The sequence below is a fragment of the Leisingera sp. genome (genome assembly GCF_034669605.1).
In the GTDB taxonomy this organism is placed as follows: domain Bacteria; phylum Pseudomonadota; class Alphaproteobacteria; order Rhodobacterales; family Rhodobacteraceae; genus Leisingera.
Window position 1 is genome coordinate 17,808 of sequence record NZ_JAXMOX010000027.1, and the last position, 13,753, is coordinate 31,560.

At 63.7% G+C, this 13,753-nt stretch carries 13 protein-coding genes; all 13 read left to right on the plus strand.

The window, feature by feature from the left end:
- Positions 1-62: 62 nt before the first annotated feature.
- Entirely contained in the window at positions 63-1,205 is a 1,143-nt protein-coding gene (locus tag VOI29_RS05330; protein ID WP_323776530.1) for an FAD-binding oxidoreductase, read from the plus strand.
- Positions 1,202-2,485 carry a TRAP transporter large permease gene (locus tag VOI29_RS05335; RefSeq protein WP_323776532.1) on the plus strand — a complete coding sequence of 428 codons (1,284 nt, stop codon included), beginning with the start codon at positions 1,202-1,204 and terminating at the stop codon, positions 2,483-2,485. Before VOI29_RS05330 ends, VOI29_RS05335 begins: the two co-directional genes overlap by 4 nt.
- Positions 2,486-2,518: 33 nt before the next feature.
- Positions 2,519-3,490, plus strand: coding sequence for a TRAP transporter substrate-binding protein (locus VOI29_RS05340; RefSeq protein WP_323776534.1), 972 nt, complete (start codon positions 2,519-2,521; stop codon positions 3,488-3,490).
- A gap of 3 nt (positions 3,491-3,493) precedes the next feature.
- Positions 3,494-4,018 carry a TRAP transporter small permease gene (locus VOI29_RS05345; protein ID WP_323776536.1) on the plus strand — a complete coding sequence of 175 codons (525 nt, stop codon included), beginning with the start codon at positions 3,494-3,496 and terminating at the stop codon, positions 4,016-4,018.
- The gene (locus VOI29_RS05350; protein ID WP_323776538.1) at positions 4,015-5,481 is read left to right on the plus strand and encodes a M81 family metallopeptidase; all 1,467 of its coding nucleotides are present in this window, start codon (positions 4,015-4,017) and stop codon (positions 5,479-5,481) included. Before VOI29_RS05345 ends, VOI29_RS05350 begins: the two co-directional genes overlap by 4 nt.
- Positions 5,478-6,980, plus strand: a complete 1,503-nt coding sequence (locus tag VOI29_RS05355; protein ID WP_323776540.1) for an amidohydrolase family protein — start codon at positions 5,478-5,480, stop codon at positions 6,978-6,980. Before VOI29_RS05350 ends, VOI29_RS05355 begins: the two co-directional genes overlap by 4 nt.
- On the plus strand, positions 6,977-7,897 hold the full coding sequence (locus VOI29_RS05360) for a CobW family GTP-binding protein (RefSeq protein ID WP_323776541.1): 921 nt from the start codon (positions 6,977-6,979) through the stop codon (positions 7,895-7,897). The genes VOI29_RS05355 and VOI29_RS05360 overlap by 4 nt, the downstream gene beginning before the upstream one ends.
- A 412-nt stretch (positions 7,898-8,309) precedes the next feature.
- Entirely contained in the window at positions 8,310-8,741 is a 432-nt protein-coding gene (locus VOI29_RS24570; protein WP_416361485.1) for a hypothetical protein, read from the plus strand.
- Between the two features lie 181 nt (positions 8,742-8,922).
- On the plus strand, positions 8,923-9,837 hold the full coding sequence (locus VOI29_RS05370) for a LysR substrate-binding domain-containing protein (RefSeq protein ID WP_323776542.1): 915 nt from the start codon (positions 8,923-8,925) through the stop codon (positions 9,835-9,837).
- A 95-nt stretch (positions 9,838-9,932) separates the two neighbouring features.
- Positions 9,933-11,087, plus strand: a complete 1,155-nt coding sequence (locus VOI29_RS05375; protein WP_323776543.1) for an aromatic ring-hydroxylating dioxygenase subunit alpha — start codon at positions 9,933-9,935, stop codon at positions 11,085-11,087.
- Entirely contained in the window at positions 11,084-12,535 is a 1,452-nt protein-coding gene (locus VOI29_RS05380; protein ID WP_323776545.1) for an aldehyde dehydrogenase family protein, read from the plus strand. The genes VOI29_RS05375 and VOI29_RS05380 overlap by 4 nt, the downstream gene beginning before the upstream one ends.
- A 3-nt stretch (positions 12,536-12,538) precedes the next feature.
- Entirely contained in the window at positions 12,539-12,778 is a 240-nt protein-coding gene (locus VOI29_RS05385) for a hypothetical protein (RefSeq protein ID WP_323776547.1), read from the plus strand.
- 95 nt (positions 12,779-12,873) lie between these two features.
- On the plus strand, positions 12,874-13,753 hold an 880-nt coding region (locus tag VOI29_RS05390; protein ID WP_323776548.1), incomplete at its 3' end, for an alcohol dehydrogenase family protein.

Sequence of the window (13,753 nt, forward strand, 5' to 3'; positions counted from 1 at the left end):
CTTTTAGAAAAACCTCCGATAGCGTTGCAGCCACGGAAACGAAACGGAAGGGTTCACGCCTTATGTCGGACCGCCCCAGTTCAGCAGATGTAATCGTCATCGGCGCGGGTATCGCCGGCGCCTCGGTGGCTGCGGTTTTGGCGCAGTCAATGAAGGTGGTGGTGATCGAGATGGAGAGGCAGCCGGGTTATCATACGACCGGACGCTCGGCGGCGGTCTATGCCCCCAGCTATGGACCGGAAGGCGTCCGAGCCCTGACGCGCGCCTCGCGCGGCTTCTTCGATGACACGCCGGACGGGTTCGCGGATGCCCCGCTTTTTACCCCCCGCGAGATCTTGGTGATCGCGCGGCGCGACCAGCTCGGCGCGCTTGATGCGCTTGTCGCCTCGGTTTCTGGGGAAACCCGGGTCGATGTGCTGAATCCGGTCGCGTTGAAAGACCATCAACCCTTGTTGAGAGACGGCTATGCCGCTGCGGGAATGCTGGACCGGGGCGGGCAGGATATCGACGTCGCGGCGCTCCACCAGGGGTTTCTGCGGCTTTTCAAGGCGCGCGGCGGAACCCTAGTGACCGATGCGCCGGTGCAGGACCTGACCCGCGATGGCGACGGGTGGAGTGTTCGGACGAAAGGCGGGACCGTTCGGGCGCCGCTAATTGTGAACGCTGCCGGGGCTTGGGCCGAGAAAATCGGCCAACTTGCCGGGGCCGAGACCATCGGGCTGGTGCCCAAACGACGGACTGCGATGGTCGTGGCCGAGCCGGATGGATTTACCCGCCGAGACGCGCCCATCACCATCGACGTGCAAGAAAATTTCTATCTCAAACCCGACGCGGGCCGCCTGCTGATCTCGCCTGCCGACGAGACGCCGACGGATCCCTGCGATGCCCAGCCTGAAGAGATCGACGTGGCGATCTGCGCCGACCGGATCATGACTGCCTTTGATCTCGATATCCGGCGTATCGACAACAAATGGGCGGGCCTGCGCAGCTTTGTGCCCGACAAGGAGCCGGTGATCGGCTTTTCGCAGGTGGTGCCAGGGTTCTTTTGGATGGCGGGGCAGGGGGGATACGGTATCCAGTCCGCCCCCGCCGCGGCCGACCTGGCGGCGGCATTGATACAGGGACGGGACATTCCGGGGCATATCGCGGATCAGGGGCTGGTGTGCGAACACATCGCCCCCGGCCGGATGGAGAGCACGGCATGATATGGCTTGTTCCCGTCGTGGTGATCGCACTTCTGGCCTCAGGGCTGGCGCTTGCCTATGTGATCGGCGGCGCGGCGGTGCTCACCTTCATCCTGACCGACAACGGGCGCTATCTCGCCGTGTTGCCGCAAAAGGTCTTCTCGCAAATCAGCATCTTCTCGCTTCTGGCGATGCCGCTGTTCATCCTGGCGGGCGAGTTGATGAACCGGGGCGGAGTGACGAAATCTCTGATCGACCTGTCAATGGCGATGATCGGGAGGCTGCGCGGCGGCCTGGGGCATGTGAACATCATGACCTCTGTTTTCTTCGCGGGCATTTCCGGGTCCGCCGTTGCCGATGCGGCGGCGTTATCCAACACGCTGGTTCCGGCGATGCGCGAGCGCGGCTATACGGCGGAATATGCCGGCGCCATCACTGCGGCGTCGACGATCATCGGGCCGATCGTGCCGCCTACGAACATTCTGATTTTCTATGGCGCGCTGATGCAGACCTCAGTCGCGGCGCTGTTCGTAGCGGGTATCCTGCCCGGCCTGCTCCTGGCCGGCGCGCTGTTTGTCGTCAATGGCTGGTATGCCTGGCGCGAAGATCATCCGCGCGTGGAGAAGGGGGAGGCGCCGCCGCTCCTGCCCGCGATCTTTGTCGCTCTGCCGGCACTTTGCCTGCCGATAATTATCGTGGGCGGGATCGTGCTGGGATGGATGACGCCGACCGAGGCGGCAGGGGTCGCGGTGCTGGCCGCTTCCTTAGCGTCCTTCTTCTACTCGCCGCTGACGCGTGAGGATATCTGGGAGAGCTTCTTGCGCACGGCGATCCTGACCGGGTCGATCTTCATGATCCTCTGCGCGGTCGCGGCCTTCGGCCACCTGGCCGCGCTGGAGCGGATCCCGCAGGCGGTTGCCGGGCTGGTCGAAAGCCTGGGGCTGGGGCCGGTCGGGTTCCTGATTGTGATGAACATTCTGTTCATATTCGCGGGCATGGTCATGGATGTACCTGTCGCCCTCGCGCTTCTGGTGCCGCTTCTGGCGCCTGTGGCGCTGGCCAACGGGGCGGACCCGGTTCACCTGGGAATCGTGATCTGCTTCAACCTGTGCATCGGGCTGGTTTCGCCGCCGCTGGGGGGGTGCCTGCTGATCGTCTCGACGGTCACCGGGGTCAATTATTGGAAACTGGCCAGGGCCGTGGCACCGTTCATCATCGCGGAAATCGTCGTTCTGGGCATCCTGGTGTCCACCCCCGAAATTAGCCTCTGGCTGCCTCGGGCACTGGGTCTGTGGAATTGATGCGACATCCAATCAACAGGGAAGGAAACCGACATGAAACTGATGCAAATCCTCACGGCCTCCGCGGTTGCGGTGACGCTTGGGCTGCCGGCCGTGGCCGAGGTCAAGATCGCCCTCGACAGCCCGCCGGATCTCGAGAAATCCGGAACCTACATGTGGGCTCACACCTTCGCCGAGCATCTCAAGGCCAATGGCATGGATGCGGTGGAATATGAACGCAATTCCCTGGGTGAAGAGGCCGAGCGTCTCGACCAGGCGAGCCAGGGGCTGCTCGAGGTTTCGATGTCGGATGCCAAATCGGCGGGCACTCTCGACGGAACGATCTTTGGTGCATCGATGCCCTATTTCTTCGATGACATCGAGCAACTCGACAAAGCGCTCTACGAAGGTGGAATGCTCGACAAGATCAACGAGGGCACCACGCCGAAAGGGGTGCGCATTCTGGATGTCGTGATGACCGGCACGCCGTCGGGCATCTTTACCATCGAGGTGCCGATCCGCACCTTTGACGACATGAAGGGAGTGCGCATGCGCGCGCTGGACGAGGTCCAGATCAACACTTTCGAGAACTGGGGTTCGAAAGGCACGATCGTCTCCTGGTCCGAGGTGCCGAATGCGCTGCAAACGGGCGTTGCGGGCGGGTATATCAACCCGGCCTTCGTGCCGCTCACCTATGGGCATACGGCGTTCATCAATTATTTCACTAACGCCCAGATGAACGCGTCCGTCCGCGTCGCCATCGCGTCGGAAGATTGGTACCAGGGTCTGTCGGAAGAAGAGCGCAAGGTCGTCCACGAGGCCGTCGCGAAAGCCAACAAAGCCAACCGCGATCTCGTTTCGGACGATTCCGCCGTGCTCCGGCAACTGGAGGAAGCGGGCATCGAGGTGATTGAGCTGCCGGACGAAGAGCGCGCCAAGTTCCGCGAAGCGAGCCGTCCGATCTATGAGACGATGGACATGCCCGAAGGCGCGCTGGAAGCCTGGAACGCAGCGGTGGGGCGTTGATCCATGCGGGCGATCGCGGACAGGATGCATCGACTTTCCTGGGGTCTGAACCGGGTGGTACTGGTGGGCGCAGTGCTTGCTGTCGCGGTCATGCTGGCTGCCGCGGTTTGGCAGGTGTTCGCCCGCTACCTTCTGCATCAGCCTCCGATCTGGACCGAGGAGCTAGCGCGGTTTTCGATGGTGTGGGGCGGGCTGCTGGGGGCGTCCTGTGCCTATCGGTTCCGGCGCGATCCCACGCTGTTTCCGGATGCCGTGCAAATTGCCGGGGTGCGGGGGCTGGCGTTGTTGCTGATCCGCTCCTTCGGCGTGCTGTGCTTCATCCTGCCGATCCTGTGGTTCAGTCTGCTTGGCCCCGGCGGTGACCCGGCGCGGGGATACCTGGCGCGTCTGGCTGGACGGCAGACTGAAACCATGGATCTGCCGATGATTGTCTTCGGCATCGCGATCCCGCTGGCCTTTGCGGTGACCCTGGTCCACGTCGTCGCGGATATCGTTATCGGACTGGCAAATCTCGGGGACGATAAATGAAACTTTTCATGGCGTCGCTTGCGACGGAAACCAATTCCTTTTCGCCCATCCCCACCGGTTGGAGCGGGTTCAAGGAACATCTTCATACCAAGAGCGCCTCGCAGGGCGAAGCGGGCCTTTACGCGGCCGCCGTCTCCCGCTGGCGCACTATGGCCGAAGCACGTGGTTGGGAGGTCGCCGAAGGGCTCAGCACTTATGCGCAACCGGCTGGTCCGACGGTGCGGTCGGTATACGAGACGATGCGCGATGATATCCTCTGCGATTTGCGCGCGGCAATGCCGGTGGACGTGGTGCTGATGTCGATGCACGGTGCGATGATCGCCCAAGGCTACGATGATTGTGAAGGCGACATGATGGCCCGTATCCGTGAGATCGCCGGGCCGGATGTCAAAGTCGGGCTGGAACTCGACCCGCATTGCCACCTGACTGAAATGATGCTCGAGAACGCGACGGCGATCATCTGCTACAAGGAATATCCGCATATCGACGTGGTAGAGCGCGCGGAGGAGTTGTTCACTCTCTGCGCTGATGCCGCCGAGGGAAAGGTCGCCCCGGTCATGCGCGATTACGATTGCCGGATGATGGCGATGTACCACACGCCGTTCGAGCCGGTCCGCGGCTATGTTGACCGCATGTCCGCGATAGAGGGAACGGACGGTATCCTGTCGGTATCGCTGGTGCATGGCTTTCCGTGGGGGGACAACCCGCGCAGCGGTACCCGGACGCTGGTCATCAGCGACGGGGACGCGGCACTGGCCGCGCGCCACGCCGAAGAGCTGGGCCGGGAACTGTGGGAGATGCGCGGTGAGCTGCGCCGTTTTCCCAGCATGGATGAGGGGCTCGACCTGGCGGAGGCACTGAATGCCGCGCCGATCGTTCTGGCCGATTTCGCGGATAATGCGGGCGGAGGCGCGCCGTCGGATTCCACCTTTGTGCTGCGCGCGGCGCTGGCGCGCGGGCTCAGGGATATCGCCTTTGCCGCCTTTTGGGACCCGGTGCTGGTCGGGATGTGCGTGGATGCGGGCGTGGGCGCCGAGATGGCGGTGCGCATCGGAGGTAAGATCGGGCCGATGTCAGGCGATCCGGTGGACCTGACGGTAACCGTGCGCGCGATCGTCGAGAACGCGGTGCAGCATCTTGGACGCGCCGAGATGAACATGGGCACCTGCGTCTGGCTTGAGGCGGAGGGTGTACATCTGGTGGTCAACACCCGGCGCACCCAGACCTTCCACCCCGAGGCGTTCACCAATCTCGGCATCGATCTGTCCGGCATGAAATATGTGGTCGTGAAATCGTCCCAGCATTTCTATGACGGGTTCGCCCCGATCGCGGCCGAAGTCATCCACCTGGGCACACCGGGGGCGATCACACCGGATTTCACCATCGTCCCCTTTACTAGGCGCGACGGGAATTACTGGCCCAAGGTCGATAACCCCTTTGCCAGAGAGAGTGCCGCGCAATGACTGACACATATGACATAATATTGCGGAATGGCCGGGTGATGGATCCCGAAACCAGGTTCGATGCGATCTGCGACCTTGCGATCTCGGGCGGCTCCATCGCCCGGATAGGGCAGGTCCAAGGCCGCGCCACGCGAGAGATCGACGCCACGGGGCTGATTGTTGCGCCGGGGTTCCTGGACCTGCATGCCCATGGCCAATCCGTCGCCGCAGACCGGATGCAGGCGTTCGACGGTGTGACCACTACGCTGGAACTGGAGGTTGGCGCGCTGCCCGTCGCGGAATGGTACGACCGGCAGGCCAAGGTGCCGCGTGCATTGAACTATGGCGCGGCGGCGGCGTGGATCTTCGGGCGCAAGGCGGCCTTCGGCGCCATCGAACTCGACGCCAATGTGCATCCGATCGACCAGATGGGGGCGGGATCCGAGGACATGCGCTGGTCCGACGAGGCCGCAGGCGAGGTCCGGACGCGCGAGATCGTCGCGCATGTCCGGCAAGGGTTGGACGAGGGGGCAATCGGCATCGGCCTTCCCAACGGCTATGCACCTGGCGCCGGGGTGAAGGAAATGGCCGAAATCTGCGACCTGGCCTTTGAATACGGCACGCCCACCTTTACCCACATCGCGTATCTCAGCAATATCGACCCGCAAAGCTCGGTCGACAGCTATGTCCGTCTGATCGGTCTGGCGGGTGCCACCGGGGCGCATATGCATATCTGCCATCTGAATTCGACCTCTCTGATGGATATCGAGCGCGTTGTCGGACTGATCGCCAAGGCGCAGGCCCAGGGCCTGCCGGTCACGACCGAGGCCTATCCCTATGGCACGGGGGCCACCGTGGTCAGCGCAGGATTCTTCATGGATCCCGATTTCACCAAGCGCACGGGCAGCGCGTATACGAACATCGAACTGATCCACAACCACCACCGGTTCACCGATCGCGAGGACATGCTCGCCGCCCGCGAAGAGTCGCCCTCGGACCTCGTGATGTGGCATTTCCTCGACGTGGACGCGAATGACGAAGATCGGCGACTGCTGGATTTGTCGGTCACCTATCCCGGCGGGTCCATCGCATCCGACGCGATGCCCTGGATCGACGGGTCGGGCCGGATATACGAGGGGCTCGAATGGCCGCTGCCCGATCATCTCTCGGCGCATCCGCGATCTTCGGGAACTTTCACGCGTTTCCTGCGCGAACATGTGCGTGAACGCGAAACCATGCCGCTGATGGACGCGCTGGCCAAATGCACGATCCTGCCCGGCAAGGTGATCGAGGGCTGTGCCCCGCAGATCGCGCGCAAGGTGCGGCTGCAAGAGGGGTGCGATGCCGATATCGTGGTTTTCGATCTCGGAACGCTGACGGACAGGGCCGATTTCACCGCGATGAACAGGCCGTCCGAAGGGGTTCGGCATCTGCTCGTCGGGGGTGAATTCGTCATATCCGACGGGATGCTTGACCGCGACGCCGCCCCTGGCCGCCCGATCCGGCGCCCGATCCGGTGAGCGTTCCGGGGAGCGTTCCGGTCCTTCTCGTCACGGGCTTTTTGGGCGCGGGCAAGACCACGTTCATCAACAGTCTGCTGCTGGGGGATCACGGGCTGCGGATCACGGCCATCGTCAACGATTTCGGCTCGATCAATATCGACGCCGCCCTGCTGGACGAAGCCGCCGAAGGGGTCATCGGCCTGAAGAACGGCTGCATCTGCTGTTCGTTGCAGGGCGATCTCATACGGGTCTTGAAATTGGTTTTGTCGCGCACGCCCCGTCCCGAACTGATCGTGATCGAGGCAAGCGGCGTCTCGGACCCGGCGGGTATTGTCCAGTCGCTGATGGATCCGGTCATCTGGGCTCAAGCGAGGCTTGAGACCGTGATCGGCGTCGTGGATACGCCGGACATGCCGGACCGCAAGGATGACCCATTGTGGCGGGCGCAATTGCGGGGATCGGATGTGATGATCCTGTCCAAGACAGCGGAATGCGCCCCTCAGGAGGTGTCGGCGGCACGACATGCACTGGCCGTTCAGGGCAAGAAGCATGTCTTTTCGGCAGATGAGCCTTTGCCGCTTGCCGCGTTGTTTATTGAGGACGACCGCCGGAGGGGCAGGGTGGGGCCGCATGCTCAGGATGACGGCAGGTTCGTCCATCTCGAATGGACCCATGAGGGCGTGCTGGATCTGTCCGCCTTTCAGGTGACCATGTCACGGCTTGCGGGGGATCTCCTGCGCTGCAAGGGCTTTCTTGACTTTGGCGACGGAAAGGGCCGCATGCTCTTTCAACTTGCCGGCAACCGCGCCGCCCTTTCGCCGGCCACGTCCGATCAGGACACGGGCTGTGCGCTTGTTCTGATCGGTGAGCGCGGAAAGTTCGACCCCCAAGCGGCCAGCCGGGATCTCGACCGCCTCCGACAGCAGCGTGCGTAGTTCGGCAGCAACGGCGTAGATCGCGGTCCGGCTGAGCCGGGCGTGCCCATGAACGTAAAACGCGAGATCCGGCCAGCCTCGCACCCCTGATGCCCGGCGTCCGAGATCAGAAGCGCGGCCATCCGGTTCTGCGTTCCCTGGCTGAAGCGGGTTCCGTCAGGCAGGCCGAGACGCTTCTGCAGATTGGGCAAGGTTGAAGGTATGATCTGGAAGTTTCCGGTGGCATGGGGCTGGCCCGGCGTGCGGTCGATCCAGGCGTAGATTTCGGCAACAGTCATCTGCGAGGGTTTCTTGCCAGGCTTCACCTTGGCGCCGTGGCGGATCGCGTCATATCGGCCGCCGGGAGCTTCAGCAAAGGCGAAGAGGGCAAACGGCTGGTCGACACTGGAGCCAGGCGGGAAATTGGGGCGCTTTGCGCCGCTCTATCGGCGGGCTTTTGGCTCAACCCTCCCTGATGGTTCGGGCCAGCAACGCCCAATTCGGCTCTGTTCCGCACGAAGTGATTGTTTGCGCTGTCTGGCTGTACTTCCGGTTTCCGCTGAGCCTTCGGATGGTTGGGGATCTTCTTGCCGAGCGCGGCATCATCGTATCGCATCAGACAGTGCGGGCCTGGGCCGGAAAGTTCGGAAGGGAATTCACAAAAACAATCCGCCGTCTGTCGGCTGGCAAGCTCGGCGACAAGTCGCCTCGGCACTTGCAGCGCGTCGTCTTCATTCACGATCCGCTTGCAAACCTGTTTCACCTGCCCCGCCACGAGATGACATCCGCAGAATTTCGCGAGCTCCGCAGCGCCGCCCTGGATGCGTGGCGCGATATCGCTAATCTCCGAGCCGCACCCGGGTAGTTTCTTTGCGGCGGATCAGGCGCCGTTCCGCTGACCACGCCGCGCAGCTGGCTGGCGGCGCTGTGCTGCGAACCGGCGCGGGGCACGGACCGCCTGCGCGAATTCCGGGCTGGCGTTCAAAGGCGCATTTCCCGTATTGAAATGAAGACCGTTCATCCGAACCAGATGCCAGGAGCCGCAGATGTCCCGCCGTCATTACCGCCTGCCGCCACTGACCACCCTGGCCGCGTTTGAGGCCGCCGCCCGGCATCTGAGTTTCAAGAACGCCGCGCAGGAGCTGTCCGTCACCCCCGGCGCCGTCAGCCATCAGGTGAAGGCGCTGGAGGCGGAGCTGCAGGTGCCGCTGTTCCAGCGCAAACACCGCGGGGTGGAGCTGACCGAGGAAGGCGAGGCGCTGTTTGACACGCTGGCCTCGTCCTTTTCCAAGATATCCCTCAGCCTCAAGACCATCCGCGACCGCCATACCGGCGACACCGTGACCATCGGCTCAACCTCTGCCGTGGCCTCGCTGTGGCTGTCGCCCTCGGTGGTGCGGTTCTGGCGGCGGCATCCGGATGTGAACGTCAACCAGATCGTCAACGACCGGCCGTTGCGCAGCATGCCGGACGTGGATTTCTATATCCGTTACGGGCGTGAACGTGACACAAGGCTGCAGCAGGCCGAGCTGTACCGCGACCATCTGGTGCCGGTCGGCAATGCGGAACTGGCGGCGAAACTTACCGGTGTCCCGCTGGAGGACCTGGCCCGGCAGCGCCTGCTGCACCTGGAATCCGATGACAAAAGCTGGACCACCTGGACCGATTGGTTCCAGCAGCTGGGCTATGACGGCCCCATCGCGCCGGGCGTGCGGGTCAACAACTATTCCGTTGCCCTGCAGGCCGCGCAGGACGGGACCGGGCTGGCGCTGGAGTGGCAGCGCCTGCTGAACCCGCTGCTGGCCGCGGGCCATCTGGTGCCGATCGGCCCGCATGTGCTGGCGGCGCCCCACGGCTTCCATCTGGTGGGCAGGCCGGACCCAGATCTGTCGGAATCCGCCCGATTGCTTCGCAATTGGGTGATTGACGAGGTCAGTCAAGGTTCGGGTGAATCCAGCTAAGGTCAGCGCGAAGTTTTCTGATATTGAATGAATCCCCTCTCTGCCTTCAATGGCGCACAACGCGCACATCTTTTGTCAGGTTAGGAGAGACCCAGATGAACAAGCATGACACGCTTGCCCCGGTGATGGCTCCGGTCAATGTGGCCAACGGCCTGCCGAATGCCCATTACATCGATCCCGCCGTCTTTGCCGAAGAGAAACGCTCGGTGCTGTTTGCCAACTGGTCCGGCATCGGCTTTGGCAAGGATGTGCCGGAACCGGGCTATGCCAAGCCGGTTGATTTTCTGGGCATGCCGCTGCTGATCGTGCGCGACACCGACGGCGCCGTTGGCGTGTTTCAGAACACCTGCCGCCACCGCGGCATGATCCTGGTCGAAAAACCCGGCAAGATCCGCGGTGCCATCCGCTGCCCGTATCACAGCTGGTGCTATGGCTTGAACGGCCGCCTGGTCTCCACCCCGCATGTCGGCGGCCCCGGCAACAACAAGCATGAGGACATCAAGCTGGAGGAGCTGGGCCTGGTGCGGATCCGCTCCTATGTCTGGCGCGACGTGGTGTTTGTGAATGTCGACGGCACCGCGCCGGAGTTCGAGGACGCCCACGCAGGCCTGCTGGAACGCTGGAAGGAATTCGAACAGCCGGTGCATCACGGCGGCGCAAGCTCCGGTTTTCAGCTGGAAGTCAAAACCAACTGGAAGCTGGCGGTGGAAAACTACTGCGAAAGCTATCACCTGCCGTGGGTGCATCCCGGGCTGAACAGCTATTCCCGCCTGGAAGACCACTATAACATCGAGGTGCCGGGGCATTATTCCGGTCAGGGCACCCTGGTCTATCGCCAGTTGAAGGGCGAAGACGGCGAGGTGTTTCCAGACTTCCAAGGCCTCAGCAGCAAATGGGACGAGGGCGGCGAATATATTGCCGTCTATCCCAACGTGCTGCTGGGAGTGCAGCGCGACCACGCCTTTGCGATCATTCTGGAGCCGGTCAGCACCGAAAGCACCGTCGAGCATATCGAGCTTTACTACGCGAAATCCAACGAGGACACGCCGGAGCTGGAAGACCTGCGCGACGAGAACGCCAAGCTGTGGAAGACCGTGTTCGAAGAAGACATCTTTGTCGTTGAGGGCATGCAGAAGGGCCGCCATGGCGAGCTGTTCGATGGCGGCCGGTTCTCCCCGGCAATGGACGGGCCGACCCACAACTTCCACGCCTGGGTCGCCGGTCAGGTGGCCAAGGGCCGCGCGGCATGACGTCTTTTCTGAATGACGGGCTGGCCAGAAATTTCCTGGCCGGCGCCTGGGTGGACGGCGACGGCGGCAAACGCATCGCGGTCGAGGATCCTGGCAACGGCAGCCATGTGGCGGATTGCGCGCTGGCGGGCGAGGAAACCCTGGCCCGGGCGCTGGAGGCGGCGCGGGCAAGTTTCGAGCGCGGCGATCTGGCCGCGATGCAGCCCGCCAAACGCGGCCAGCTGATGCAGCGCATCGCGGCCGAGATCCGCGGCATCGCGAATGAGGGCGCCGAGCTTCTGTGCCGCGAAAGCGGCAAGAGCCTCAGCGCGGCGCATGACGAATTCGAGGAAGCCGCGCAGTATTTCGAATACTACGGCGGCATGGCAGACAAGATCGAAGGCAAGTCGATCCCGCTCGGCCCCGATTACGCTGATTTCACGGTCTATGAGCCCTACGGCGTCTCCGCCCAGATCGTGCCGTGGAACTTCCCGGTGTCGATTGCGGCGCGGTCGCTGGCGCCTGCGATGGCAGCGGGCAATTCGGTGATCATCAAATCGCCGGAGCTGGATCCGATGGCGCTGGCAATGCTGGGTGTCGCGCTGGAGCGCGCTGAAGTCCCGGCAGGAACGGTCTCGATCCTGAACGGCGTCGGCGCTGACCTCGGCGCGCGGCTGGTGCAAAGCGCGGCGGTGGATCAGATCGTCTTCACCGGCTCGGTGCCGACCGGCCAGGCGATCCTGCGCGCGGCGGCCAGCCCGGTGACCCCGGCGCTGATGGAATTGGGCGGCAAATCCGCTGCGGTGGCGTTCGAGGACGCCAATCTCGACACGCTGATGTCCTCCCTGCAGAGCGGCATTTTCTATAACGCCGGCCAGGTCTGTTCGGCGATGTCGCGGGTGCTGGTGCACCGCTCGATCTACGCGGAAGCGGTTGAGCGTGCGGCGGCTCTGGCAAACGGCCTCAGCGTCGGCCACGGTCTGGACAATCCCGGCCTGACGCCGGTGATCTCGGCCCGCCAGCTCGACGGTATTGAAACCCTGACCGCAACCGCCCGCCAAAGCGGCGCGCGCGCGGCGTCCGGCGGCGCGCGGCTGGAGCGCGAGGGCTACTTCATGGCGCCGACCATTCTGGCGGATGTGGACCCCGCGTCCCGTGTCGCGCAGGAGGAGATATTCGGCCCTGTCACCTGCTTCACGCCCTTCGACACCGAAGCCGAGGCCATCGCCATGGCCAACGGCACCGAGTTCGGGCTGGTGGCCGGTGTGTTCACCCGCGATCTGGCGCGGGCGCATCGCGTCGCCAACCGTCTGCGGGCGGGGCAGGTGTTTGTGAACGAATGGTTCGCGGGCGGCATCTCCACCCCCTTTGGCGGTGTCGGAAAGTCGGGTTTCGGCCGCGAAAAAGGGCTGGAGGCGCTTTATAACTATGTGCGCACCAAGAACATCGCGATCTCGCTGAAGGGCTGAGGCATGGAGCGCGCAGAACTCGACCAGGCGCTGCTGAAAGCGCATCAGGATAAAGACAGCGCGGCGCTGGTCCACTTCTATACGCTGGCCGGCGACAGGGCCGAGGCCGCGGGCGATATCAATGCCGCCTGCTTCTACCTGACCCACGCCTTTGTCTTTGCGCTGGAGGCCGGGCTGCCGGACGCCCGGGAGCTGAACCGGCGGCTGGCAGCGCAGGACCGGGCGCATCCGCTGGAGCTTTGACACCAGTTTCAGGCGGCTGTCCCCGCGGGGACAGCGGTCTGTTTGGCCGGCAGGGGAGGGCCGGCCAAAGAATTTCATACAAGGGAGGCATGGGCATGATCCCCAGCACAATGGCGGCGGTCCTGCTGACCGGCCACGGCGGTATCGAGAAACTGGAGTACCGCACCGATGTGCCGGTGCCGCAGCCCAAGCCCGGCGAGGTGCTGATCCGCGTCGCGGCGGCGGGTATCAACAACACCGATATCAACACCCGCATCGGCTGGTATTCCAAGGCGGTGGAGGCCGATACCAACAGCGTCGACGACGACGACGCCAGCTGGTCCGGCTCGCCGCTGGAGTTTCCCCGCATTCAGGGCGCTGACGCCTGCGGATACATCGCGGCGGTGGGGGAGGGGGTCGACCCCGCCCGCATTGGCGAACGGGTTCTGGTGCGCAACATGCTGCGGACATATGTGGACTACCGGCCCTATGAGTGCTGGACCTTCGGCAGCGAATGCGACGGGGGGTTTGCCCAGTTCGCAGTGGCGCCGGCGCGCGAGACCCATGCGGTGAACTGCGACTGGTCGGATGCAGAGCTGGCCTCGATCCCCTGCGCGTATTCCACGGCGGAGAACATGCTGCACCGGGTCGGGCTGGGCGCCGAAACCGTGCTGATCTCAGGCGCGTCCGGCGGGGTGGGTTCTGCCGCCGTGCAGCTGGCCAAGCGCCGCGGTGCGACGGTGATTGCGCTGTCCTCAGCTGCCAAGGCGGACGAGGTGCTGGCGCTTGGTGCCGACCGCGTTGTCGACCGCAACACCGATCTGCGCGCGGAACTGGGCGAGGGTAGCATCGACGTGGTGATCGATCTGGTAGCCGGGGAACAATGGCCGGCTTTTATGGATGTTTTACGGCGCGGCGGGCGCTATGCCACTGCTGGCGCCATAGCCGGGCCGATCAGCGAGATCGACGTGCGCACGCTGTATCTGAAGGACCTGA

What these genes read in the sequence shown, in the direction of transcription:
- VOI29_RS05385 (WP_323776547.1), top strand. Translation starts at nt 12,539, where the DNA reads ATGGAGCGCGCAGAACTCGACCAGGCGCTGCTGAAAGCGCATCAGGAT.
- VOI29_RS05330 (WP_323776530.1), top strand. Translation starts at nt 63, where the DNA reads ATGTCGGACCGCCCCAGTTCAGCAGATGTAATCGTCATCGGCGCGGGT.
- VOI29_RS05375 (WP_323776543.1), top strand. Translation starts at nt 9,933, where the DNA reads ATGAACAAGCATGACACGCTTGCCCCGGTGATGGCTCCGGTCAATGTG.
- VOI29_RS05355 (WP_323776540.1), top strand. Translation starts at nt 5,478, where the DNA reads ATGACTGACACATATGACATAATATTGCGGAATGGCCGGGTGATGGAT.
- VOI29_RS05335 (WP_323776532.1), top strand. Translation starts at nt 1,202, where the DNA reads ATGATATGGCTTGTTCCCGTCGTGGTGATCGCACTTCTGGCCTCAGGG.
- VOI29_RS05380 (WP_323776545.1), top strand. Translation starts at nt 11,084, where the DNA reads ATGACGTCTTTTCTGAATGACGGGCTGGCCAGAAATTTCCTGGCCGGC.
- VOI29_RS05340 (WP_323776534.1), top strand. Translation starts at nt 2,519, where the DNA reads ATGAAACTGATGCAAATCCTCACGGCCTCCGCGGTTGCGGTGACGCTT.
- VOI29_RS05345 (WP_323776536.1), top strand. Translation starts at nt 3,494, where the DNA reads ATGCGGGCGATCGCGGACAGGATGCATCGACTTTCCTGGGGTCTGAAC.
- VOI29_RS05370 (WP_323776542.1), top strand. Translation starts at nt 8,923, where the DNA reads ATGTCCCGCCGTCATTACCGCCTGCCGCCACTGACCACCCTGGCCGCG.
- VOI29_RS05350 (WP_323776538.1), top strand. Translation starts at nt 4,015, where the DNA reads ATGAAACTTTTCATGGCGTCGCTTGCGACGGAAACCAATTCCTTTTCG.